At 65.7% G+C, this 23,887-nt stretch carries 15 protein-coding genes; 9 read left to right on the plus strand and 6 right to left on the minus strand.

The window, feature by feature from the left end; genetic code table 11:
* Window positions 1-39: 39 nt before the first annotated feature.
* The 4 genes from KVF90_RS15550 to KVF90_RS15565 all read left to right on the plus strand — a co-directional run bounded on the left by KVF90_RS15550 (window position 40) and on the right by KVF90_RS15565 (window position 4,817).
* Window positions 40-1,164, plus strand: coding sequence for a fumarylacetoacetate hydrolase family protein (locus KVF90_RS15550; protein WP_264392471.1), 1,125 nt, complete (start codon window positions 40-42; stop codon window positions 1,162-1,164).
* 106 nt (window positions 1,165-1,270) lie between these two features.
* Window positions 1,271-2,029 carry an SDR family NAD(P)-dependent oxidoreductase gene (locus KVF90_RS15555; protein WP_264392472.1) on the plus strand — a complete coding sequence of 253 codons (759 nt, stop codon included), beginning with the start codon at window positions 1,271-1,273 and terminating at the stop codon, window positions 2,027-2,029.
* The gene (locus KVF90_RS15560; RefSeq protein ID WP_264392473.1) at window positions 2,026-2,904 is read left to right on the plus strand and encodes an SMP-30/gluconolactonase/LRE family protein; all 879 of its coding nucleotides are present in this window, start codon (window positions 2,026-2,028) and stop codon (window positions 2,902-2,904) included. The genes KVF90_RS15555 and KVF90_RS15560 overlap by 4 nt, the downstream gene beginning before the upstream one ends.
* A complete protein-coding gene (locus KVF90_RS15565) occupies window positions 2,904-4,817 on the plus strand; it encodes a sialate O-acetylesterase (protein ID WP_264392474.1) in 1,914 nt (637 codons plus the stop codon). The genes KVF90_RS15560 and KVF90_RS15565 overlap by 1 nt, the downstream gene beginning before the upstream one ends.
* 13 nt (window positions 4,818-4,830) lie before the next feature.
* Here KVF90_RS15565 and KVF90_RS15570 read toward each other — a convergent pair whose 3' ends face one another.
* Together KVF90_RS15570 and KVF90_RS15575 are read right to left on the minus strand one after the other, a co-directional pair.
* Window positions 4,831-6,615 carry an IlvD/Edd family dehydratase gene (locus KVF90_RS15570; protein ID WP_264392475.1) on the minus strand — a complete coding sequence of 595 codons (1,785 nt, stop codon included), beginning with the start codon at window positions 6,613-6,615 and terminating at the stop codon, window positions 4,831-4,833.
* Window positions 6,612-7,736, minus strand: coding sequence for a LacI family DNA-binding transcriptional regulator (locus KVF90_RS15575; RefSeq protein ID WP_264392476.1), 1,125 nt, complete (start codon window positions 7,734-7,736; stop codon window positions 6,612-6,614). The genes KVF90_RS15570 and KVF90_RS15575 overlap by 4 nt, the downstream gene beginning before the upstream one ends.
* 212 nt (window positions 7,737-7,948) lie before the next feature.
* Between KVF90_RS15575 and KVF90_RS15580 the strand changes: the two genes are divergently transcribed.
* The gene (locus KVF90_RS15580) at window positions 7,949-10,357 is read left to right on the plus strand and encodes a glycoside hydrolase family 3 N-terminal domain-containing protein (protein ID WP_413676992.1); all 2,409 of its coding nucleotides are present in this window, start codon (window positions 7,949-7,951) and stop codon (window positions 10,355-10,357) included.
* On the plus strand, window positions 10,354-11,562 hold the full coding sequence (locus KVF90_RS15585; protein WP_264392477.1) for an endo-1,4-beta-xylanase: 1,209 nt from the start codon (window positions 10,354-10,356) through the stop codon (window positions 11,560-11,562). Before KVF90_RS15580 ends, KVF90_RS15585 begins: the two co-directional genes overlap by 4 nt.
* A gap of 146 nt (window positions 11,563-11,708) precedes the next feature.
* Here the strand turns inward: KVF90_RS15585 and KVF90_RS15590 are convergent, their stop codons facing one another.
* Window positions 11,709-15,083, minus strand: coding sequence for a TonB-dependent receptor (locus tag KVF90_RS15590; protein ID WP_264392478.1), 3,375 nt, complete (start codon window positions 15,081-15,083; stop codon window positions 11,709-11,711).
* 168 nt (window positions 15,084-15,251) lie between these two features.
* On the opposite strand from KVF90_RS15590, the gene KVF90_RS15595 reads away from it, so the two are divergent.
* The 3 genes from KVF90_RS15595 to KVF90_RS15605 are packed head-to-tail and all read left to right on the plus strand — an operon-like array spanning window position 15,252 to window position 19,359.
* Window positions 15,252-16,814 (plus strand): tryptophan halogenase family protein, encoded by a 1,563-nt coding sequence (locus KVF90_RS15595; protein ID WP_264392479.1) that lies wholly within the window; start codon window positions 15,252-15,254, stop codon window positions 16,812-16,814.
* On the plus strand, window positions 16,811-18,346 hold the full coding sequence (locus KVF90_RS15600) for a tryptophan halogenase family protein (RefSeq protein WP_264392480.1): 1,536 nt from the start codon (window positions 16,811-16,813) through the stop codon (window positions 18,344-18,346). Before KVF90_RS15595 ends, KVF90_RS15600 begins: the two co-directional genes overlap by 4 nt.
* Complete coding sequence (locus tag KVF90_RS15605) at window positions 18,343-19,359, plus strand: cupin-like domain-containing protein (protein WP_264392481.1); 1,017 nt, start codon at window positions 18,343-18,345, stop codon at window positions 19,357-19,359. The genes KVF90_RS15600 and KVF90_RS15605 overlap by 4 nt, the downstream gene beginning before the upstream one ends.
* Here the strand turns inward: KVF90_RS15605 and KVF90_RS15610 are convergent.
* Genes KVF90_RS15610 through KVF90_RS15620 form a run of 3 tightly spaced genes read right to left on the minus strand, consistent with a single transcriptional unit; the run spans window position 19,337 to window position 23,764 of the window.
* Window positions 19,337-20,824 (minus strand): tryptophan 7-halogenase, encoded by a 1,488-nt coding sequence (locus KVF90_RS15610; RefSeq protein ID WP_264392482.1) that lies wholly within the window; start codon window positions 20,822-20,824, stop codon window positions 19,337-19,339. The genes KVF90_RS15605 and KVF90_RS15610 overlap by 23 nt on opposite strands.
* Window positions 20,821-22,347 carry a tryptophan halogenase family protein gene (locus tag KVF90_RS15615; RefSeq protein WP_264392483.1) on the minus strand — a complete coding sequence of 509 codons (1,527 nt, stop codon included), beginning with the start codon at window positions 22,345-22,347 and terminating at the stop codon, window positions 20,821-20,823. The genes KVF90_RS15610 and KVF90_RS15615 overlap by 4 nt, the downstream gene beginning before the upstream one ends.
* A 25-nt stretch (window positions 22,348-22,372) precedes the next feature.
* On the minus strand, window positions 22,373-23,764 hold the full coding sequence (locus tag KVF90_RS15620) for a sugar porter family MFS transporter (protein WP_264394558.1): 1,392 nt from the start codon (window positions 23,762-23,764) through the stop codon (window positions 22,373-22,375).
* Between the last annotated feature and the right edge of the window lie 123 nt (window positions 23,765-23,887).

Consider the following 23,887-nt stretch of genomic DNA (forward strand, 5'->3'; position numbering starts at 1 on the left):
TTATGGTAGCGCTATCAATGTGGAGGGCAAGAGCCAGAAATGGCCGACGGAATTCTGGAAAGCCTGCCCGCGGATTATCCGCAAGGGCACTTCATCGGCCGGGCGCTGTCGCCCGAGGGGCCGTGCGTCATCGCCATCAGCAACGGGGTCCTTTACGACCTCACCGGCAGCGTCAGCACGGTCGCTGGCGCGGTCGCACGGCGGAGCTTTTCGGGGGGCGTCGATCTCGGCCCGGTCGAGGACGGGCTGCCCGATGGCTGGTCACTGCTCACGCCCATCGACCTGCAATGCATCAAGGCGAGCGGCGTCACCTTCGCGCTTTCCGCGATCGAGCGGGTCATCGAGGAACGTGCGCGCGGCGATGCTTCCGCCGCATCCGCAATCCGGGCGCAGCTTGAAGACAAGGTCGGCGCGGGCATCCGTTCGGTCGTACCCGGCAGCGCGGCCGCAGCGCAGCTGAAGGCGGCGCTGATCGAGGAAGGCATGTGGTCGCAATATCTCGAAGTCGCCATCGGCCCCGACGCGGAGATATTCTCGAAGGCGCCTGTCCTTTCCGCCGTCGGCACCGGCGCACCGGTTGGCGTGCGGTCGGATTCGCACTGGAACAACCCTGAACCCGAAGTCGTGCTGGTCTGCGATGCCCATGGCGAGGTGGTCGGCGCAACGCTCGGCAATGACGTCAACCTGCGCGATTTCGAAGGCCGCTCGGCGCTGCTGCTGTCGAAGGCGAAGGACAACACTGCCAGCTGCGCGATCGGGCCGTTCATCCGCCTGTTCGACGAGAGCTTCACGATAAACGATGTCCGCGGCGCCGATGTCGAACTCACTATCGAAGGGCCGGAAGGCTACCGCCTCGAAGGGCGCAACGACATGAGCCAGATCAGCCGCGATCCGCTCGATCTGGTCGCGCAGTGCCTTTCGGAACATCACTACCCCGATGGCTTCGTGCTGTTCTGCGGCACGCTGTTCGCACCAACGCAGGACCGCGACACGCCGGGAGCAGGCTTCACCCACAAGGTGGGCGACGTGGTGACGATCCGCTCGCAAAAGCTGGGGGCGCTCAGGAACACGGTGACGACTTCGCGCGATGCACCGGCATGGACGATGGGCTTCGGCGAATTCGCGCGCAACCTTGCCGCACGGGGGCTGATCGACCGGATCTGACCGGACGAAAACACGATTTGACAAGGCGCGGCCCGTGGGGATCATCGGGCGCGCCATATTGGGATGGGGAATACATAACTTGGACGCGCAATCGAGCAGCGCCGGCATGCATAGCGCGATCTACCCGAGCCTTACGGGCCGCCGGGTGATCGTCAGCGGGGGCGGTTCCGGCATCGGCGAGGCGGTGGTGGAGGCCTTCGCCCGGCAGGGTGCCGCAGTCGGCTTCGTCGACATTCAGGAAAGTCCGAGCGAGCAGCTGATCCAGCGCATGGGAGAGGTGGATATCCAGCCGCACTTCCTGCGCTGCGACATCACCGATTGCGATGATTACGTGAACAAGATCAATGTCCTCGTCGAGAAGATGGGCGGCTGTGATGTACTGATCAACAACGCGGCAAGCGATGATCGCCATACCATCGCGGATATCACGCCCGCCTATTGGGATGACCGGATGGCGGTCAATCTCAAGCACCAGTTCTTCGCCGCCAAGGCGGTCTTGCCTGCCATGCGTGAGGCAGGGGGCGGGTCGATTATCAACATGGGCTCGATCAGCTGGCATCTGGGATTGAAGGACCTCGTGGTCTACCAGACCGCCAAGGCCGCGATCGAGGGCCTGACCCGCAGCCTCGCCCGCGAACTGGGGCGCGACAATATCCGCGTGAACGCGATCCTCCCCGGCAACGTCCAGACCCCGCGCCAGATGCGCTGGTACTCGCCAGAGGGTGAGGCCGAAATCGTTGCCGCCCAATGCCTTGACGGGCGCATCCAGCCAGCCGACATTGCCGCGATGGCGCTGTTCCTCGCCTCGGACGACGCCCGCTACTGCACCGGGCACAACTACTGGGTGGATGCCGGATGGAGATGAACCTGCCCGTCAGCGCCGTGCTGGCTGCCGACAGCCTGCTGGGCGAAGGCGTGCTGTGGGATGCGCAGCGCGGCATCGTCTGGTTCGTCGACATCAAGCGGCATCGCTTGTGGCACTTCGATCCCGCCACCGGCAGCAATGCCTTTACCGAGGCCCCCGAGCAGATCGGCTGGGCCATCCCCACCGAGGAAGGCCCGCTGCTGTGCGGCCTCAAGGACGGGCTCTACACCTTCGATCCGGAAAGCAGCACTTTTACAAAGCTTTGTGCCGTGCCGGGAGAGCCCGCCAGCAACCGGCTCAACGATGCCTGCACCGATCCCTGGGGCCGGGTGTGGTTCGGATCGATGGACGATTCCGAAGGGTCCGCCTCGGGCCGGTTCTATGTTTTCGACCGGGGCGAGATCCGCCCTGCCGGGCCGAGCGGCATTGCGATCACCAATGGCCCGGCGGTCAGCGCATCGGGCGACCGCATCTACTTCACTGATACTTCGAAACAAAAAATCTTCGTTGCGGACCTCTCGGCAGCGGGCGCCGGCGAAGCGCGGTTGTTCGCCGATACCGCCGCGCTGTTCCCCGCCGCCTATCCCGATGGTCCGGTGGTCGATGCCGAGGATCATGTCTGGACCGGGATGTATCTCGGATCTTGTGTGGCGCGGTTTTCGCCAGATGGTGCTTTGGTGGCCACGGTTCCGATTCCGGCGCGCGACATTACCAAGATGGCGTTCGGGGGCGGAGACCTGAAAACGGCCTATGTCACATCCGCCATCAAGAACATGTCCCAACAGGACATGGCCGGCCTGCCCAAATCGGGGAGCCTTTTTGCCTTCCCCGCGCCCGTCGCAGGCTTTGCCCAAACCCGCGCGAGATTAGGTTAATGCGTCGCCATTTCCGCATCTTGCCCGCCACTCTTGCCATGCTGTGGCCGGTGGCTGCGGCATCCAACCCGGTCCTCGACGCAGGTTACGGGGACAATATGGTGCTGCAAGCGGGGCAGCCGCTAACCCTGTCAGGACGCACGCAAGCGGGGGTCAAGGTCGAGGCAAGGCTGGGCAAGACGAGGTCGAGCGCCATTTCGGACGGGTCTGGGGCCTTTTCCGTCACGATCCCCGCACAATCCAACACTACTGCGCCGCAGACGCTGGTGATCAGCGACGAAACCGGATCAACAACCTACGACAATATTCTGATCGGGAACGTTTTTCTGTGCGGCGGACAATCCAACATGGAGCTTCCGGTCGCCAGAGCGCTGGATGTCGACAATCAGCTGCGCCTTTCTGCCGATAACGGCATCCGCCTGCTGATGATTCCCAAGACCACCGCGCCTTTGCCGCAGACGCAGTTCGCCGCGCCGGTTGCGTGGAAAGCCGCTGACCGCAGCACGGTGGCCGAATTTTCCGCGGCCTGTTTCTACATGGCAAAGGCGCTGCGCGGCAAAGACCCGGCCACTCCCGTTGGCCTGATCCATTCCAACTGGGGCGGCAGCGCGGCGCGCGCGTGGTATGATCCGGCAGGCGCGCGCGAGCGCCACGGTCAGGCGGCGCTCGACCAGCTCGCCCTCTACGCCCGCGATCCCTACGCCGCGGCGCAGGCCTTCGTGCCGCAGTGGTTCGACTGGTGGCGCGCGCAGGACAATGGGCGCGAGCCGTGGAAAAACCCCGCGCTGCTCGATTGGAAACCGATCCCCAAATTTGCCTTCTGGAACGAATGGACCGGCACCGGCCTCGACACCAATCCCCGCGCCAATGTGTGGCTGAAGCAGACCATCACCCTCACCGCGCAGCAGGCAAGGGGCGACGGCAGCCTTGCCATCGGCGCGATCGACGATCTCGACCTCACTTTCGTCAACGGCCACCCTGTCGGCTACACCTTCGGCTGGGGGGTAGAACGCACCTACCATGTGCCCGCCAAGCATCTGAAAGCGGGCGAGAACACGATCCTGATCGCGGCCAACAATATGTGGGACACCGGCGGCTTCTTTGCCGGGTCGGATCGGCTCGCCTTCACCGCCGCCAATGGCGAGCGCGTGCCGCTGGGCGCGGATTGGGAATATGCCACCACCACCGTCACCGACACGCCCCCGCGTGCGCCCTGGGATGCCAATGCGGGGATCGGCGTGATGCACAATGCGATGATCGCGCCGCTCGGCACAATGAAGCTGGCGGGCGTGGCATGGTATCAGGGCGAGTCCGATGCGGGCCAACCGGCCTATGACGCAAAGCTTGCCAGCCTGTTTGCCGGATGGCGCCGCCAGTTCGGCCCGCAGACGCGGATGCTGGTGGTGCAGCTGGCCGACTGGGGCGAGCGCCGCTCGGCTCCCGGCGAATCCGGCTGGGCACAGCTTCGCGACGAGCAGCGCCGCGCCGTCGTGGCCGATGCCAACGCCGCGCTGGTCACCGCGATCGACATTGGCGAGCCCACCGATATTCACCCCGCCAACAAGAATGATCTGGGCAAGCGGCTGGCCGAGGGCTTTGATGGCCGCGCCATGCCGATGCCCGAAAAGGCCGTGCACGAAGGCGGCACGGTCACCGTCAGCTTCAGCGGCATTGCGGGCGCGCTGACCGTGCAGGGCGGCCCCGCCCCGCTCGGCGTGGAGCTGTGCGAGGCTGCCCCCGGCACCTGCCAGTTCGTGTTGGCACGGGCCGAGGGGAGCACTCTGCTGATCGCCGTGCCCGATGACATGACCCCCACCCGGGTGCGCTATGCCTGGGCCGATGCGCCGCTGGTCAATCTGGTCGATGGCAGCGGAATGCCCCTCCCCGGCTTCGGGCTCGATATCGCGCGCTAGAAGTGTATCGGCATCAGTGGTTATGCCGCGGCAGCTTCCTTGCCGTGCCGCGATATTTGAGCGCGAAGTCCATCACGCCCCCTTCCGCCAGCTGGCCGGTCTTTTGGCGGTAGAGTTCTTCCCACGGGGTCTGGCTTTCGGGGATCGGCGGGATGGTCTCCTCCGCGCGGCGGCGGGCGATCTCCGCTTCGTCCACCAGCGCGTCGCAGCGCCTGGCGTTGAGATCGACGCGGATGATGTCGCCGGTGCGCAGCCATGAAAGCCCCCCGCCGACCGCGCTTTCGGGGCTGACGTTGAGGATTGATGGGCTGTCGCTCGTCCCCGATTGCCGCCCGTCACCCAAAGTCGGCAGCCACGGCTTGCCAGCGCGGATCATCGCATCTGGCGGCTGCATGTTGACGACCTCGGCACTGCCCGGCCAGCCGATCACGCCCGATCCGCGGATCACGAGAATGCAATCCTCGTCGATAGCGAGCGCGGGATCGTTGATGCGGTGATGGTAATCGTCCGAGCCGTCGAAGACGATGGCCCGCGCCTCGAACACGCCCTCGGAGCCGGGGCGCGAAAGGTAGCGTTCGCGGAAGGCTGTGCCGATTACGCTGGTCTTGAGGATCGCGAAATCGAACAGGTTGCCCGACAGCACCATGAAGCCCGCCTTGTCGATCAGCGGATCGGCGAAGGGCCGGATCATCTCGCGGTCAGGGCTTTCGGCACCTGCAAGGTTTTCAGCCATCGTCTTGCCGGTGCAGGTCACAATATCGCCGTGGAGCTTGCCCGCGTTCAGCAGTTCCCACATCGCCGCAGGCACGCCGCCCGCGCGGTGAAAGCGTTCGCCCAGATACTTGCCCGCAGGCTGCATGTTGACGAGCAGCGGCACATCATAGCCATGCGCCTGCCAGACATCGGTTTCGAGGCTCACACCCGCATGCGCCGCCATCGCCATGATGTGCGGCTGTGCGTTGGACGATCCGCCGATGACGCTGACCGTGGCAATCGCATTCTCGAAAGCGGCGCGGGTGAGGATGTCCGAGGGCTTCAGATCCTCCAGCACCATCTCAACGATCCGGCGTCCGGTGCGATAGGCCATCTGGCCGCGCTCCCGGTAAGGCGCGGGGATCGCCGCGCAGCCGGTGAGCGAGAGGCCCAGCGCCTCGGCCACCGCGTTCATGGTGCTGGCCGTGCCCATCGAATTGCAGTGCCCGGCAGAAGGCGCGCTGTTGCAGGCGCGCTTCAGGAATTCATCCTCGTCGATCTCGCCCGCCGCCAGCTTGCGGCGGCTGCGCCAGATGACGGTGCCGCTGCCGACCAGCTCGCCTTCGTGCCAGCCATCGAGCATCGGGCCGCCCGACAGGACAATCGCGGGAATATCGACCGTGGAGGCCGCCATGATCTGGCTCGGCGTGGTCTTGTCGCAGCCGGTGGTCAGCACCACCCCGTCGAGCGGATAGCCGTTCAGCAGCTCCACCAGCCCGAGATAGAGCAGATTGCGGTCGAGTGCGGCGGTCGGCCGGCGGCAGTTCTCGAAGATCGGGTGGACGGGGAATTCGATCGGGATGCCGCCCGCATCGCGGATGCCGTCACGCGTGCGCTTTGCAAGGTCCACATGGATGCGGTTGCAGGGGGAAAGGTCGCTGCCGCTTTGCGCGATGCCGATGATCGGCTTGCCGCTTTGCAGCTCCTCGGGCGTCACCCCGTAATTCATGAAGCGTTCGAGATAGAGCGCCGTCATGTCCATGCGTTCGCGGTTGTCGAACCAGTCGCGCGAGCGCAGGCGGCGGGGTGCGGCTTGATCGGTCATGGGCTCCCGGGGGGCTTGCTGAAGGATGAGGCGAGGCTGGGCCCCGCATCGGAATTGCGGCGGATCAGCTGGTAGGCGAGCGTCAGCTGCTCGGCCTTGGCACGGGTGGCGCGCGGCTTCTGCTTGTGGACGCGGGCGATCATGGCGACGGCCTCGGCGGTCATCTCGCGGATCGGCTGGCGGATGGTGGTCAGCTCCGGCCAGATCGAGCTGGCAAGTTCCGTATCGTCGAAACCGCAGACCGTGATGTCGTTCGGCACGTCGAGATGGCGGCGGTGCGCCATGGCAACGGTGGCGGCGGCCATGTCGTCGTTGGAGGCGAAGATCGCGGTTGGCGGGTGCTTGGCGCCGAGCAGCTTCTCGGCAGCGACCATGCCCGAACGATAGGTGAACTGGCCCTGCGCGATCAGGCTCTCGTTGATCGTCAGCCCGGCGTCAGTCATCGCCGCGCGGTAGCCTTCGAGGCGCTGGCCGCTGGCCACCTGTTCGGGGTTGCCGATGATGAAGCCGACGCGTTCATGCCCCAGGCTGATGATGTGCCGGGTCATGTCATAGGCGGCCTGAAACTCGTCGATCAGCACCGCGCCGTGGCTGCCGCTGGCCCGGCCGGGGCCGACCGCGACCGCAATCCCGCCGGAGGAGCGGATCAGATCGAGCACGCTCTGGTCATCGCACAGCGGCGGGGGGAGGATATAGCCCTCGATCCCGCCGTCGAGCAGCTTCTTGATCACCTTCTGCGCCTCGGCGGTGTTCTCGCAGGCCTGCACCACGAGGTAGATGTCGCGGCGGCTCGCCTCCTCCAGCGCGCCCATCAGGAATTCGCTGAGGTAGGAGGCAGACGGGTTGTCGAACAGCAGGGCGATGCGCAGCTGCGATCCCGCCGCGAGCGATCGTGCCGCGCGGTTGGGGACGTAATTGAGCTTGGCAATCGCGCCGAGCACCTTCTGCTTGGTGTCCTCGCGCACGTTCTCCTCGCCATTGATGACGCGGCTGACGGTCATCGGCGAACACTGCGCCTCGCGGGCGACATCGGTGATCGTCGGCGCGGCATTGCTGCGGCGGGCGGCGCGCTTGCGGCTCTGGGTGGCCGGTTCGGCCCTGGTCAGGTTGGTTCTGCTCATAGGCCCGGCCATACTGCGTTGCGCCGATTGTCAGCAAGCGGGATGATGTGCGCTATCAGACGCCGCGCGCACGCGCCCGGCAGCCGAACCCTCCCGCGGGTTGGCGCGAGACCTATCGCAAGCCGGTTGACAAGCCCTCTCCCTCTCATCATGGTAGCGCTACCACACTATAGCGGCCAGTCAAGCCGCCGTGGTCAGGAGAGGGACATCACATGAAGGCGATCAAGCGGGCCGCGCTGGCGGCAGGGGTGTGTCTGGCGGCGTTCGGCATCACCGCTGCACCGGCCATTCACGCACAACCGGTGGCGGTCGAACGGGCAATGAAGGACGCGCCCTACTGGAACGCCGCCCTTCCCACCGAGCAGCGCGTCGAAGACCTGCTGGCGCGTATGACGCTGGACGAAAAGGTCGCGCAGATCATCACCGTCTGGGACAGCAAGGGCACGCTTCAGGGTGATGGCGACATCTTCGATCCGGCCAAGACCGCGGCGCGCTTCCCCGACGGGATCGGCCAGATCGCCCGCCCTTCCGACCGGCGCGGCCCTTCCAGCCCGCGCACCGTCCGGCGGCGCGGGATCGAAGACAGCATCGCCTTCGTCATCGCCGCACAGACATGGGCGATGGAGAACACCCGGCTCGGCATCCCGATCCTGTTTCACGAAGAATCGCTCCACGGCCTCGCCGCCAAGGATGCGACCGCTTTCCCGCAGGCTATCGGCCTGGCGAGTAGCTGGGACCCGGCGCTGATCCGCGACATCAATGCGCTGATCGCCGAGGAAACAGCCGCGCGCGGCGTCCACATGGTCCTCTCTCCCGTGGTGGACGTCGCGCGCGACCCGCGTTGGGGGCGGATCGAGGAAACCTTCGGCGAAGACCCGTTCCTCGTCGGCGAGATGGGCGTTGCCTCGGTCGAAGGGCTGATGGGCACCGGCACCACCCGCAAGCTTGCGCCGGGCAAGGTGATGGCCACGCTCAAGCACATGACCGGCCACGGCCAACCCGAAAGCGGCAATAATGTCGCCCCCGCCCAGATCAGCGAGCGCACCTTGCGCGAGATGTTCTTCCCGCCCTTCGAACAGGTGGTGAAGCGCACCGCCATCGACGCGGTGATGGCGAGCTATAACGAGATCGACGGTGTGCCCAGCCACGCCAACCGCTGGCTGCTGGAAGACGTGCTGCGCGGCGAGTGGGGCTATCAGGGCGCGGTCGTGTCCGACTATTACGCGATCGAGGATATGGCCCGCCTCCACCACATCGCGCCCGATAATGCCGCCGCCGGCGAAATCGCGCTGCTGGCAGGCGTCGATGTCGATCTGCCCGAGGGCGCGGGGTTCAAGGATCTGGCCAAGAGCGTGCGCGAAGGCCGGGTGCCGCAGGCGGCGGTCGATCAGGCAGTGCGCCGCCTGCTGACCATGAAGTTCAACGCCGGGCTGTTCGACAACCCATGGCCCGATCTGGCCAAGGCGCTTCAGTCCAACGGCCCCGAAGGCGTCGCGCTGGCACGGCTGGCGGCGGAGCGGTCGCTGGTGCTGCTCAAGAATAATGGCGCGCTGCCGCTGGCTCTGCCCGCTGCGGGCAGCGGCAAGAAGCCGACCATCGCGGTGATCGGCCCCAATGCCGATGTCGCGCGGCTGGGCGGCTATTACGGCGAACCACGCGCCAGCGTCACCCCGCTTCAGGGCATCCGCGCCGCCGTGGGCAGCCGCGCCAACATCGTCCACGCGATGGGCGTCGATATTGTCGAGGGCGACAGCGACTGGTGGGATGATGCCGTCGTCCTGTCCGACCCGGCCGAGAACCGCCGCCGCATCGCGCAGGCGGTCGAGGTCGCCAAGGGTGCCGACACCATCGTGCTGTTCATCGGTGATACCGAAAAGACGAGCCGCGAAGGCTGGGCTGCAAACCACCTGGGTGACCGCACCAGCCTTGATCTTGTCGGCGAACAGAACGAGCTGTTCCGTGCGATGAAGGCGCTCGGCAAGCCGGTGGTCGTCGTGCTGATCAACGGCCGCCCACCCAGCTATCCGACCATCGCCGCCGAAGCCGATGCCATCCTTGAAACATGGTACGCGGGCGAACAGCAGGGCACGGCGATTGCCGACGCGTTGATCGGCACAGTGAACCCCGGCGGCAAGATGCCGGTCTCTACCGCGCGCAATGCGGGGCAGCTGCCGATGTTCTACAACCACAAGCCGAGCGCGCGGCGGGGATACCTGTTCGACGAGGTCACGCCGCTTTATCCGTTCGGCTGGGGGCTCAGCTACACCACCTTCACCCTCGCCCCGCCGGTGTTGTCGGCCAGCGCGATCAAGCCCGGTGAAGGCGTGACGGTCACCGTCCGCGTCACCAACACCGGCAAGCGCGCGGGCGATGAGGTGGTGCAGGTCTATCTGCGCGATGATGTCAGTTCGGTCACCCGTCCGGTGAAGGAGCTGGTCGGCTTCAAGCGCGTGACGCTCCAGCCCGGAGAAAGCCGCGATGTGGCGATTGCCGTTGAACCGCGCGCCTTTGCCATGTGGAACGCCGCGATGGAGCGCGTCACCGAACCGGGGACATTCACGATCATGGCGGGCGCGAACTCGCAGGACGTGCAGAGCGTGAAGCTGGAGGTGCGCCCGTGAGCGTGACACGTCGCCATGCGCTCGAAGTGATCGGGGGCAGCCTTGCCGCGCTGCCGCTGGCGGGTTGCGGTGGAGGGTCAAGTACGCCCGCCCCGGCGCCGGTCAGCGCTCCTCCGCCCACCCCCGCCCCCACCGGGGTGCCGCTGCCGGGGCTCAACACGCTCGCCGCACGCGGAGGCCGCAAGTTCGGCAGCGCGATTGCCTCGACCCCCGGCAACGCCAACGCCGGATCGATCCAGAACCCGGACTACACCGCGATCATCAAGGGCGAATGCGGGATCGTCGTCCCCGAAAACGAGATGAAGTGGCAGGCGGTGCGCCCCGCGCCCACCGTCTACAATTTCGACAGGATGGACGAGATCGTCCGCTGGGCGCAGGCCAACGCGATTGCGGTGCGCGGGCACACGCTGCTGTGGCACCGCCCGCAATGGTTCCCGAACTGGCTCAACAGCTATGACTACGGCGCCAATCCGCGGCGCGAGGCCGAGCGGCTGCTGACCGAGCACATCCAGACCGTCACCCGCCGCTACAAGGGCATCATCACCAGTTATGACGTGGTGAACGAGGCGATCGACCATGATCGCAATGCGCCCATCGAAACCAGCATGAGCCGCGCGATGGGCAGCCCCGAGGCGGTGCTGGATCTGGCCTTCCACACCGCGCGGGCCGAACTGCCGGGCGCGCAGCTCGTCTATAATGACTACATGAGCTGGGAGCCGCAGCACGCGCGCCACTGCGCCGATGTGCTGCGCCTGCTCGAAGGCTTCCGCAAGCGCGGCACACCGGTCGATGCGCTGGGCATCCAGTCGCATATCGAGATCTTCGCGATCGATCCCGCCACCGGCAACGGGCCCTATGCCGAACGGGAGTGGCGCCGCTTCCTCGATGAGGTCACCGGCATGGGCTACCGCCTGCTGGTCACCGAGTTCGATGTTAAGGACAAGGCCCTGCCCGGCAATATCGCGCAGCGCGACGAGAAGGTTGCCGATTTCGCGCGGCGGTATTTCGAAGTGATGTTCGATTACCGGCAGCACCTTGATGATGTGCTGGCCTGGGGCATGGTCGACAGGTTCAACTGGCTCCAGGGCTTTGACCCCTCAAAGCGGGCGGACGGGCTGGAAGTGCGCGGCACGCCTTACGATTCCACCTACCGCGCCAAGCCGCTGCGCACCGCGCTGGCCAATGTGACAAGCGCCGCCGGCTGATCCTCTCACCGGCAGTTTACCCTGCGGCCCGGGCACGTCCCGGGCCTTTTTTTGTGCGGCCGCGGCGCACGCGTCTCCGCATAGCAAAAGGGCCCCCCGGCTGATGCCGGAGAGCCCTTTCCTGCGGGGACTTTTCGCCGGGGAGCCTAGAAGTTGCCCCGCAGGATGAAGGAGAAGCGCCGGTCGTTCATGAAGAACGAACGCGGGGCCAGCACGCCGGGATCGCCGGTATAGGCCTGTGTCGTCCGCGTCACTTCGTCGAGCAGGTTCACCCCTTGCACGCCGACCCGGATATTCTTCGTTACGTTGAAGAAGATCGATGCGTCGAGCTGCCCGGTCGACTCGTTGAAGATCGAGTAGAACGGGAAGATCACATCCGCCGGGGTCAGCAGGAAGCGCGATCGCCAGTTATAGGCGGCCCGCAGGCTGATCGGCCCCTTCTCGTAGAAGATCGTCGCGTTCACATTGTGCTTCGATAGCTGTTCGAGCGGCAGGTTGCCCGGCGGGACAGTGGACTGGTCCACCGGCTCGCCCGTGTTGAGGAAGGTGTTCGGCAGGCCTTCGCTTTCGATGAAGGTGTAGTTGGCGGCCACCCCCAACCCGTCGAGCGGCTTGGGCAGGAAGTCGTAGGTCTGCTGATAGGCGAGTTCGAAGCCCTTGATCTTGCCGTTCTCTTCGAAGTTGGCCGGACCGCGCACCAGCACGTCGCGGGTAATACCGTTGCTGGTGATCTGCCGGGTGAAGATATCCTGGAAGAAGAAGTCCTTGATGTCCTTGTAGAAGGCATTGAAGGTCAGCGATCCGACCGGCGCGAAGTACCATTCGATGCTGGCATCGAACTGCCATGCCGTAGCCGGGCGCAGGAAGGGATTGCCGGCGGTCGCGGTCAATTCGCTGCCTTCCAGACCGATCGTCAGGAAGTTGCGGATATTGGCATTGTCGGGCCGGGTCATGACCTTCGACGCGGCCAGCCGGACAATCACATCCTCGGAAACCCCGAGTTTGAGATTCATGCTGGGCAGCCAGAAATCATAGTTCACATCGGCAATGTCGCGCGCCCCGCCACTATCCAGCGTCCCGTTTCCGGCAAAGGTCTGGAGCTGGGCATAGCCCTGCGGCCCGAGGTTGCAGACCCCGCCCGGGGTCGTCGGCAAGGTGCCCGGAGGGGCACCGATCGGGACACCGGCCGCGCAGCGCACGCTGAACGGCTCAAGGATATTCAGCGCCTGCTGGCTCGGAACGCCGACGGTGCCTTCGGAACGCACTCTGGTGTTGACGTAGCGCACGCCGATGTTGCCCGACAGGCGCATCGACCCGAACACATTATCGGCGCCGAATTCCAGTTGCAGGTAAGCGGCCGAATCCTGCTGTGCGAGCGGCTGGATATCCTCACGGAGGAACGGCGTACCGGCAATCGCACCCTGCCGGCCGGACAGCGGCACCCACGACGGCGTGCTGCCAAGCGAGCGGGAAATGGCCTGCACCGACTGGAAGTCCGCAATCGCGCCTTCGTAATCGCCGATCAGATCGCCCGCGTAGTAGAACCCGCCCGGAGGCCCGGCGACAGCGCCGCGGAAGAAGTTCGGGAATTCATACCGCTCGGACAGTTCGGCAGGGGTGTCGGCGAAATTGGTCGGACGCGAACCGGACCACACCTCGCTCAGCATGCCCCAGTTGTAGGTGGTGTAACGCACCGTCTGTTCGCGATCCTGATAGCGCGCGCCCCACTTGGCCCGGCGCAGGAAGGAATCGTCATCGAATTCATAGGCGAGATCGGCCTGGAAGGCATATTGCGTGCCTTCGCTGTCCTCGATGTGATCCATCGCGGCGCGCCAGAACTGGAAGCGCGGATCGCTGAAATACTGCTCATCGGTGGCCCCGGCCAAGGCTGCGCCCGGCGTCGACCAGTTATAGCCCAGGAACTGCGGCTTGCGCGGAATGATCACCGGCAAATCGCCAGAAATGTCGAGCTCCTGATCGGCAAATGACGAGCCGAACACGCTGAAATCGAGGTTTTCCTTGCGCGAGGTCGCGTATTGCGCGTCGAGCTCGATCGTCAGACGATCGGTCAGCTCGGTGCGCATGTTGATCGAGTAGTCCTCGTTGGTGACCTCGTCATTGACCTGACGGCGCGCCAGCGATTGCTGCAAGCCGCCAATCGGCACGAACGGCGAAGCACCCGGATCGCCGCGCCAGCCATTGTTGGTGTTGACGATATAGCCCGACTGGAACAGCCCGGTGTCGTCATAGATGAAATCGGTGAACCCGCCGACCGGGCACTGCGCGCGCGACGTGGGGTCGCCCAGCACGTTGCCCGGATTGATCCGGTTCGGGCCATCGGCATTCTGCAGGCAGCCGACCGGATAGGTGGTGTACTCCGCCTGATCGGGCGCGGTTTCGAAGGTGTATTCGCCCCACTTGTTGGTCGAGGCAGAGCGGATGAATTCCGCAGTGATCAGGGTCTTTTCGTCGATCGATTCGAACTGCGCGGACACGGCAAGGCCGTTACGCTCGCGGTCGAATTCCTGCGTGCGGAACTGCCCGCCGACCGGCGCGACGCGCGAGGCGGCGTAATCGGCAAAGCCATCAGCCCCGGCAGCCCCGAAATTGCCGCACTGCGCACCGCCGCCCGGCAGGGTGAAATTGTCGGTCGTTCCCGGCAAGGGATTGCGGCACACCCGCACACCATCGGCATTGGCCGCGGCCACCAGCTGGCCATCGCGGGTCTGATAGTTGGCAACCTGCAAGCCATCGGCGCGGCTCTTGATCCGCGAATAGGAACCGCTGACCAGCAAGCCGAAGCGGCCCTTGTCGGTATCCCAGGTGTTGCTGATCAGGCCCGACAGCGTGGGCGTCCATTCCTTGCGGAAATCGCCGTAATTGGCCTCGGCGCTGAACGCGATCTTGAAGCCGTTATTGTCGAACGGCTTGCGGGTGTTGAGATTGACCGTGCCGGCAAGGCCGCCTTCGATCATTTCGGCGGTCGCGTTCTTGCTGATGATGACCGAGCCGAGCAGTTCTGCGGGGACATCGGCGAAGTTCAGTGCTTGCCCGCCCACCCCGGCGGAGAAGGCCGAACGCCCGTTGAATTCCGAACGCACGAAGTTGAGCCCGCGCACCACCACGCCCGAACCTTCGACCGAGAAGTGATCGGGATCGTTCGAACCGGCAAAGCGGTTGATGGCAACGCCGGGCACGCGCTGAAGCGCTTCGGTCACCGAACGGTCGGGAAGCGCGCCGATATCCTGCGCGGTGATCGCGTCGACCACGGTGTCGGCGTCACGCTTCAGGCTCTGCGCGTTGGCGAGCGATTGGCGCAGACCGCTGACGATGATTTCGTTGGTGGGTTCTTCGACCGGAGTGGTGACTTCCGGTTCTTCCTGCGCATCTTGCGCGATGACCGCGCTGGCGCTGATCGCGCTTCCGACAACCAGTGCCGAAGCCCCGGCGCGCAAGACGCTTTTAAGCCAAGGCTTCTGGCGCCCCGCCCGAACGCCATGGTGCTGCATCGAAGTGCGCATAAGATCCCTCCCCATGTTAGCGCTATCATTTATTGCCAGATAGCTTGCTCTCTTGTGGGATCATGGCTTATCGACGGGCAACGTGCTTGACAATAGGTCTTCGCATTTTTGCAGGGATACTGTGGCAATTTGCCAACATCCCCCCTGCAATGATAGGATTGGAGCAGGATGTCTGGGATCAATGGTATCGGTAACGCGGGCCGCCTTGCGCGGGTCGTCATTGTCGGCGGGGGCACCGCCGGATGGATGGCGGCCGCCGCGCTGTCGCGCTTCTTCAACGATGGGCGGCGCACGGTCACATTGATCGAATCCGACGCCATCGGCACGGTCGGCGTGGGCGAGGCGACCATCCCGCCAATCCGCAACTTCAATGCAATGCTCGACATTCCCGAGGCTGAATTCCTGCGCGAGACGCGCGGCACCTGCAAACTGGGTATCGAGTTCGTCAACTGGGGCCGGCAGGGTGATCGCTATTTCCACCCCTTCGGCGAATTCGGGCAGGACCTCCACGGCATCGCCTTCCACCAGCTGTGGCTGCGCGAACAGGCCCGCAGCGGCACCGCAGCAGGCGGAATCGGCGATTATTCGATGAGCACGGCGGCGGCACGCGCTGGCCGATTCGCGCGCCCCGCGGCAGGCGCGCAATCTGTGGTACGCGAGATCGCCTATGCCTACCACTTCGATGCCGGGCTCTACGCCGCCTACCTGCGCCGCCTAGCCGAACGCCAGGGCGTCACCCGGATCGAAGGGCAGATCACCAATGTCACCCGCGACGGCGAGAATGGCGATGTCGCCAGCGTGACGCTCGACAATGGCACCACCGTTGCGGGCGATCTGTTCATCGATTGCTCGGGCTTCCGCGGGTTGCTGATCGAGGAAGCGCTGGAAACCGGCTACGAGGACTGGAGCCGCTGGCTGCCGATGAACCGCGCGCTGGCCGTACCGTCCCGCTCGCCCGGCCCGCCCGATCCCTTCACCCGCGCCACCGCGCACAGCGCCGGGTGGCAGTGGCGCATCCCGCTGCAGCACCGCACCGGCAACGGGCATGTCTATTCAAGTGGCTTCATGGAAGAAGAGGCGGCGCGCGACATTCTGCTCGCCCATCTCGAAAGCGAACCGCTGGCCGAACCGCGCGGGCTGAAGTTCCTCACCGGAATGCGGCGCAAGGCATGGAACCACAATGTCGTGGCGCTCGGGCTGTCGTCGGGCTTTATCGAGCCGCTCGAGTCGACTTCGATCCACCTTATCCAGAACGGCATCGCGCGGCTTTTCGCGCTGTTCCCCGACCTGCCGATCCGTCCGGTGGAGCGCGACGAATACAACCGCGGGATGCGCGAATTGTTCGAGGATGTGCGTGATTTCATCATCCTCCACTACAAGGCCACGCAGCGCGAGGATTCGGAATTCTGGCGCTATGTGAAGCACATGGACGTGCCCGACAGCCTCTCGCGCAAGATGGCGCTGTGGCAGCACCGCGGGCGGGTGTTCCGCGAAAATGCCGAACTGTTTTCCGCGCCCAGCTGGATCGCGGTGATGCTGGGGCAGAATATCTGGCCCGAAACCCATGACCCGATTGCCGACACGCTCGACGAAGGCAAGGTCGCCGCAGCCATGGCGCAGATGCGCGCCGCCTATGCCGATGTTGCGGGCAGGCTTCCCGTGCACGAGGATTTCCTGCGGCAATCAGGCAGCTGGCACGACGCCCCGCTCGTCCGGGCAGCAAACGCATGAGCGCGCCGCCCGTCACCAAGATCGTCGTCGTCGGCGGTGGCACGGCCGGATGGATGACCGCAGCCGCGATGGTGCGCGTGCTCGGCCAGATGCCGGGCCTGTCGGTCACGCTGGTCGAAAGCGAGGCGATCGGCACGGTCGGCGTGGGCGAGGCGACGATCCCGCAGATCATCGGCTTCAACCGCCTGCTCGGCATCGACGAGATGGAGTTCATGCGCGAGACCCGCGCCACCTACAAACTCGGCATCGAATTCGTCGACTGGCTGCGGCCGGGCCATTCCTATGTCCACCCCTTCGGCAGCTTCGGGATCGACATGCTGGGGATCGATTTCCAGCACTTCTGGCTGCGCGGGCAGAGCCTGGGCGATACTTCGCGGATCGATGATTATTCGATTGCGGCCGCGGCGGGCAAGGCTGGCCGGTTCGGCTGGCCCCGCACAGACAATCCGCGCTCGCCCATGGCGAAGCTGTCCTACGCCTTCCAGTTCGACGCGGGCCGCTATGCCCGCTTTCTGCGGCGCTATTCCGAGGCGCAGGGCGCCGTGCGGGTCGAAGGGCGCATCACCAATGTCAAGCAGGACCCGGAAAGCGGCTTCGTCACTTCGCTGGTTCTCGAAGACGGGCGCGAGGTGGCGGGCGAGCTGTTCATCGATTGCTCGGGCTTCCGCTCGCTGCTGCTGGGGCAGACGCTGGATGTGCCCTTCACGGATTGGAGCAAGTGGCTGCCTTGCGATTCCGCCGTGGCTATCCCCTGCGAGCTGGGCGGCGCGAACGAGCCGCTGACCCGCTCCACCGCGCGCCCTGCCGGGTGGCAGTGGCGCATCCCGCTCCAGCACCGCATCGGTAACGGGCATGTGTTCTCGTCGAGCCATATGGATCGCAGCGCGGCAACCGATCTGCTGCTCGCCAACCTCGATGGCAAACCGCTCGCCGATCCCAACCAGCTTTCGTTCAAGGCGGGGCACCGGGTGCGGGCGTGGGACAGGAATGTGGTGGCGCTGGGCCTTGCAGGAGGCTTCCTGGAACCGCTCGAATCCACCTCGATCCATCTGGTGCAATCGGGCATCGCGCGGCTGATGGCGCTGTTCCCGGACACGGGTTTCGGTCAGGTCGAAATTGACCGCTTCAACCTCGAAACCACCCGCGAATACCGCAATATCCGCGATTTTCTGGTGCTGCATTACCGCGCGAGCGAGCGCGACGATTCGGAGTTCTGGCGTTATTGCCGCAACCTCCCGCCGCCCGACAGCCTTCGGGAAAAGCTGGACCTGTTCACCAGTTCGGGTCGCATCATCCGCGAGAACAACGAGCTGTTCACCGAGGATAGCTGGCTGTCTGTCATGCTGTCGCAGGGCGTAACCCCGCAGAGCTACCACCCGGCGGCGTGGATGCTGGATGCGGAAGAAACCCGCACCCGCCTCGCGCATATCCGCGCGGTGATCGCCCAGACGGTCGAGCAATTGCCGACGCAAGGCGAATTCCTGCAAGCCAACGGCGGAGCCATCGCGCACGAGGATTACCTCACCTCATGAGCGCGCTGCCAGCACCCCGCCCGATGGCGGACGTCACGGGGCCGATCGATGCCGAGCGCTTCGCCGCAATCCGCGCTGCCGGGCGGCCTGTGGTGCTGCGCGGGATCGTGGCAGATTGGCCTGCGGTCGCCGCCGCCGAGGCGGGAGACGCCGCGATCGTCGCCTATCTTTGCCGCGAGGGCACATCCCGCCCCGTGGGCGCGATTGCCGCCGCGCCATCGGAAGGCGGGCGGTTCTTCTACACGCCCGATCTCACCCGGCTCAACTTCGTGCGCGGGAACGGACGGCTGGAAGAGTTTCTCGGCGACCTGCTGGGCGCCGCGACCATGCCCGATCCGCCCGCAATGGCGGTGCAATCGGAGGAAATTGCCACCCTCCTCCCCGCGTTCGCGCGCGAAAACCAGCTGGCGCTGTTGCCCGATGTCACGGCGCGCATCTGGATCGGCAACCGCATCCGCGTCGGCACGCATTACGATGCCAAGGAGAATGTCGCCTGCTGCGTCGCCGGGCAGCGCCGCTTTACGCTCTATCCGCCGGACCAGATCGCCGGCCTTTATCCCGGCCCGTTCGAACTGACCCCGGCGGGCGTTCCGGTCAGCATGGTCGATCCGGCCGCGCCCGATCTTGAACGTTACCCGCTGTTCGACGAGGCCGCGCGCCATGCCGAGATCGGGACGCTCGAACCGGGGGACGCGATCTACATTCCCTATGGCTGGTGGCACGGCGTGGATTCGCTCGCGCCGGTGAGCATCCTGGTCAATTACTGGTGGAACCCGGGCCAGCCGGAAGGGGTCGCCAGCCCTTACGAAGCCCTGATCCACGCCATGCTCGCCTACCGGCACCTTCCCGATGACCAGCGCGCGGTGTGGCGGCATATCCTCGATTACTATGCCTTCGGCACCGGGGTCGATGCTTCGGCGCACCTTCCGGATCACGCCAAGGGCGTGCTTGGCCCGCCCTCACCGTCGCTGTTTGCGCAGATGAAGGCGATTATCCGGCGGGCGCTCGGTTAGCCGAAAGCGCCCGCGCCAACCATTCAGCATAAGGCGGCGCAAAGGCGAGTGCGGCGCGCGCCTCGCTCTCGAAAGCGGCACGCGCCCGCGCCTCTCCCGCCGCATCCTCGCCGCGTGCGGCAGGCGGCAGGCCGGGCGCCCAGCCGAGCGCCACCAGCAGCGCGAATTGCTCCTGCCCCAGCAAGGGCAGTTCCTCGCGGAAAGGGATGCGTCCGCGCCGTTCGAACTGGTCGATCACCGCCGCCCCCTGCCCGGGCACCGGCCTGTCGCCGAACACGGCCCGCGCGCCCGAAGCGGCGTAATGGAGCGCGATCACCTCGCACACGCCGTCCATCATCAGGCCCGACCTGCGGTTATACTCGGCGCGTTCCAATGGCGAGATGTCGCGGCCGGGCAGCATCTCGATCAGCAGCGCCAGCTGGCGGTGTGCCAGATCGAGGTGCAGCGGCCCCAGCGGATCGAACCGCGCGGCGGCATCTCCCAGCGCGATGATGTTGCCGATCCACGGCGCAGCGGCGCGGCCCGGGCTCAGCGCCACGGCACCCCGCAGCGACGCGCCCAGCAGCGCCTCGGCCGCGCCGCGCTCCAGCGGCGCAGCGGTGCCAAGCATGGCGTGCCGCCCGTCACGCCCCGCAACCTCGGCGAGCCAGCCGGCACTGGCAAGCGTCACCCGGTCCTCCAGCGCGATCACCGGCGCAGACGGCTCGGCCAGATAGACATGGCGGGTCGGCAAGGCGGCCGACCAGTCGGTGAAGGCAAACCGCGGATGCGCGGCGAGCAGGCTCGCCTGCGGCCCGCTGCAATCGATGAACAGATCGGCGGCGATCATGCCCTGCCCGGTCACGCCGATGGCAGCGATGGCATCGCCATCACCACTTGCGGCACCCGGCTCGATCCGGTCGATCACGCCCTGGACATAGGCAACCCCAAGCGCCTCGGCGTGCTGGATCAGCAGCGCGCGGTAGGCCCCCGGATGCCAGCGCAGCGCATAATCGACCGCCGAGATCGGGGTCGGCTCACCCGGCGGCGGCGGGGCGAAACGGCCCGCTTCGGCCAGCACCTGCGCGATGCTCCCCGCAGGCGGCGCGCCCTCCGCCAGCGGGCGAACCTTGCCCCATGCCCGCGCAAACGCGGTCTTGAGCGCCGGGTCGAGCGCCTCGCCATAGGCGGTGACGCCCTCCTGCCCTGCCCCGCCCCATCCGGCGTAGCGGGTGACGAGCCGGTATGATCCGCCCGCCTTGGTGACAATATCTTCCTCGGCAATGCCCAGCCGGTCGTGCAGCTTGTTGGTGAAGGGCATGGCCGTGGGCGACCAGTCGGCAAAGGCGGCGGGGCTTGGCTGGGTGCCGATCACCACCACCTCGCAGCCGGGCAAGCTGCGGCGCAAAGCGATCGCGGCAAGCACGCCCAGCTGCCCGCCGCCCACCACGACGACGCGGCGCAAAGGTGCGCGCGGCTGGCTCACGCCGCCTCGGCCAGGCGCGCGGCTTCGCGGCGGAGATATTCGCGATGGCCGGGCATGGCCGCGACCTCGCCCGTCACCGCCATGCGCAACCGCTCGGTCGCGCGGGCGAGCGCATCGGGCGCGATCATTGCGGCGCGCGGGTCATGTGCCTCGGGCAGCATCCCCTGCCCGACATAGACCGCGATCCAGCTGGCATCGTAGAACAGCCCGTCGGAATATTTCTCGATCCGCCCCGCCCTGCGCCACAGTTCCAGCTTGGCTTCAAGGCTGTCCGGCACCGTCATGGTGCGCACGTGATTCCAGAACTCGGAATCGTCGCGGGTGGTGGCGTGGTAGTGCAGGATCAGGAAATCGCGCACCCGGTCATATTCCATGTCGACCAGCCGGTTGAATTCGTCCCGGTCGCGCGGGTCGATCTGGCCGGCTGCTGCAGGGAACAGCTCGATCAGATAGGTGATCGCCATTTGCGCAAGGTAGATCGACGTGGACTCAAGCGGCTCTAGGAACCCGCTGGCAAGGCCGACGCCGATGACATTGTGGCTCCAGGATTGTGCGCGCCGGCCGGGCCGGAACCGCAGGATGCGCGGATCGGCGAGCGGGGTGCCCTCGGCAGCGGCGCGGATCGCCGCGCAGGCCTGATCCTCGTCGATATGCGCGCTCGAGAACACATAGCCGTTGCCCATGCGGTGCTGGAGCGGGATCTGCCAGCGCCATCCGGCGGGCATGGCGGTGGCGGTGGTATAGGGGCGCAGGTCTTCGGTTGCGTGGGTGCAGGGCATCGCCGCCGCCCGGTCGCAAGGGAGCCAGTGCGTCCAGTCCTCCCACGGCACCTTGAGTTCCTGCCCGAGCAGGATCGAGCGGAAGCCCGAGCAGTCGACGAACAGATCACCCTCGATCCGCCGCCCGTCTGCGAGCAGCAACGCGACAACATCGCCGCTTTGCGCGTCACGTTCGACGCTGGTCACCTTCCCCTCGTGCCGCTCGACCCCGATGGTCAGACCGAATTCGCGCATGAAGGGGCCGAACAGCGTCGCATCGAACTGGTAGGCATAGCCATAGGTCGAGCCGAGGCCGTCGTCCTGCGATGGCGGGCGGAAGCGGTTGGCCTTGGCAGCGGCGACCGCCAGCGAATAATCGCCCAGATCGCGCGCCATGCCGTGGCGGGCGAGTTCCAGCCAGTAGTGGTGGAAGCCCACCCCCGCCACTTCCTCGCCGAAGGAACCGAAGGGGTGAATGTAGCTTTCCCCGATCCGCCCGAAATCGCGGAAGTCGATCCCCAGCTTGAAGGTCGCGTGGGTGGCTTTCATGAAGGCCGCCTCGTCGATCCCGAGCTTTTCGACGAAACCGCGGATGTGCGGCAGCGTCGCCTCGCCCACGCCGACGATGCCGATTTCCTCGCTCTCGACCAGTTGGACACTGGCGAGGCCGGGGAGCAGCTTGGCGATGCCTGCGGCGGTCATCCAGCCCGCCGTGCCGCCGCCAAGGACGACGACACGGATCGGCCGGGGTGCATCTGACGTCATGGCGTCCTCGATACCAGCAGCGGGCTCAGCCCACCATCTCCTCCAGCTCCTTGCCCTTGGTTTCGACAATGAAACGCTGGACGAGGAAGAAGCTGATCACCGCGCATACGGCGTAGAAGCTGTAGCTTGCGGCAAGCCCGATGCCTGCCGCCATCAGCGGGAAGGATTGGGCGATGAGATAATTGGCGAACCACTGGAAGAAACCCGCCACCGCCAGCGCCGATCCGCGAATCTGGTTGGGGAACATCTCGGCCAGCATCACCCACATCACCGGGCCCCAGCTGACGTTGAAGAAGATGACGTAGAGGTTGGCCGCCACAACCGCCGTCGTGCCGAGACCGGCGGAGAGCACGAGGTTACCGCTCGCATCAAGGCTGCCCTGGCCGAACACGAACACCATGACGAACAATGCCGCTGCCATGCCCGCCGATCCGATCAGCAGCAGCGGCTTGCGCCCCACCTTGTCGATCACCGCGATCGTCACAAAGCATGCCGCAATCGAAACCGCGCCCGAGACAATGTTGATGAGCAGCGAATCCGCCTCGGTAAAGCCCGCCAGCTGCCACAGCGTTGAGCCATAATAGAAGATGACGTTGATCCCGACGAGCTGCTGGAACACCGCCAGCATGATCCCCACCCACACGATCGGGCGCATCCCGAGCAAGCTCTTGGTGCCAGGAGGCGCGAGCACATCGGCAAGGCGGGGCTTGTGATCCTGGGAAAAGCTGGCGCGGATTTCTTCCAGCTTGGTTGCAGCTTCGCCTGAACCGAACAGGTCGGTCAGCACCTTGGCAGCCTCGTCAAACCGGCCCTTGGCCACCAGATAGCGCGGGCTTTCCGGAATGAAGAACAGCGCGCCAAGGAAGATGGCGGCGGGCAAGGCCTGCATCAGATACATCCAGCGCCACGCTGCGATCCCGCCCCACAGGGCTGCGGTCGAATCTCCCGCCACTCCGGCCAGCACGTAATTGACAAGGAACGCCAGCGTCAGGCCGGTGATGATCATGATCTGCTGCACCGTGGTCATCCGACCGCGAATATTGGCAGGGGCGACCTCGGCGATATAAGCGGGTGATAGCACGCTCGCTGCGCCCACGGCCATGCCGCCTGCGATACGCGCGATGACGAACATCACGTGGCTTTCGGTTAGCCCCTGCACTAGCGCACCGGCCAGAAACAGCAGCGCGGCGACACGCATGACGTTGCGCCGTCCCATCTGGTCCGCCAGCGTGCCGGCAAAGAACGCGCCGATGAAGCAGCCGATCAGCAGCGAACCGACGGTGAAGCCCAGTCCGCCCTCGCTCAGGGCGAAGGCCGCCTTCAGCCCCGGCTGCGTGCCGTTCACCGCCCCGCTGTCATAACCGAACAACAACCCCCCGATCGTCGCCACAGCCACGATCGCCGAAATCAGCACCATATTGGCGCCGCCACGCGTTGTATCCAAGATCCCTCTCCCCGGTTGCTATGTTGCAACCCACACCAATTATGGTAGCGCTACCTTTCACTGAAAAACGCGCTATGGCAAGCCGCGTTTTCACAG

Source organism: Porphyrobacter sp. ULC335 (genome assembly GCF_025917005.1).
GTDB lineage: Bacteria > Pseudomonadota > Alphaproteobacteria > Sphingomonadales > Sphingomonadaceae > Erythrobacter.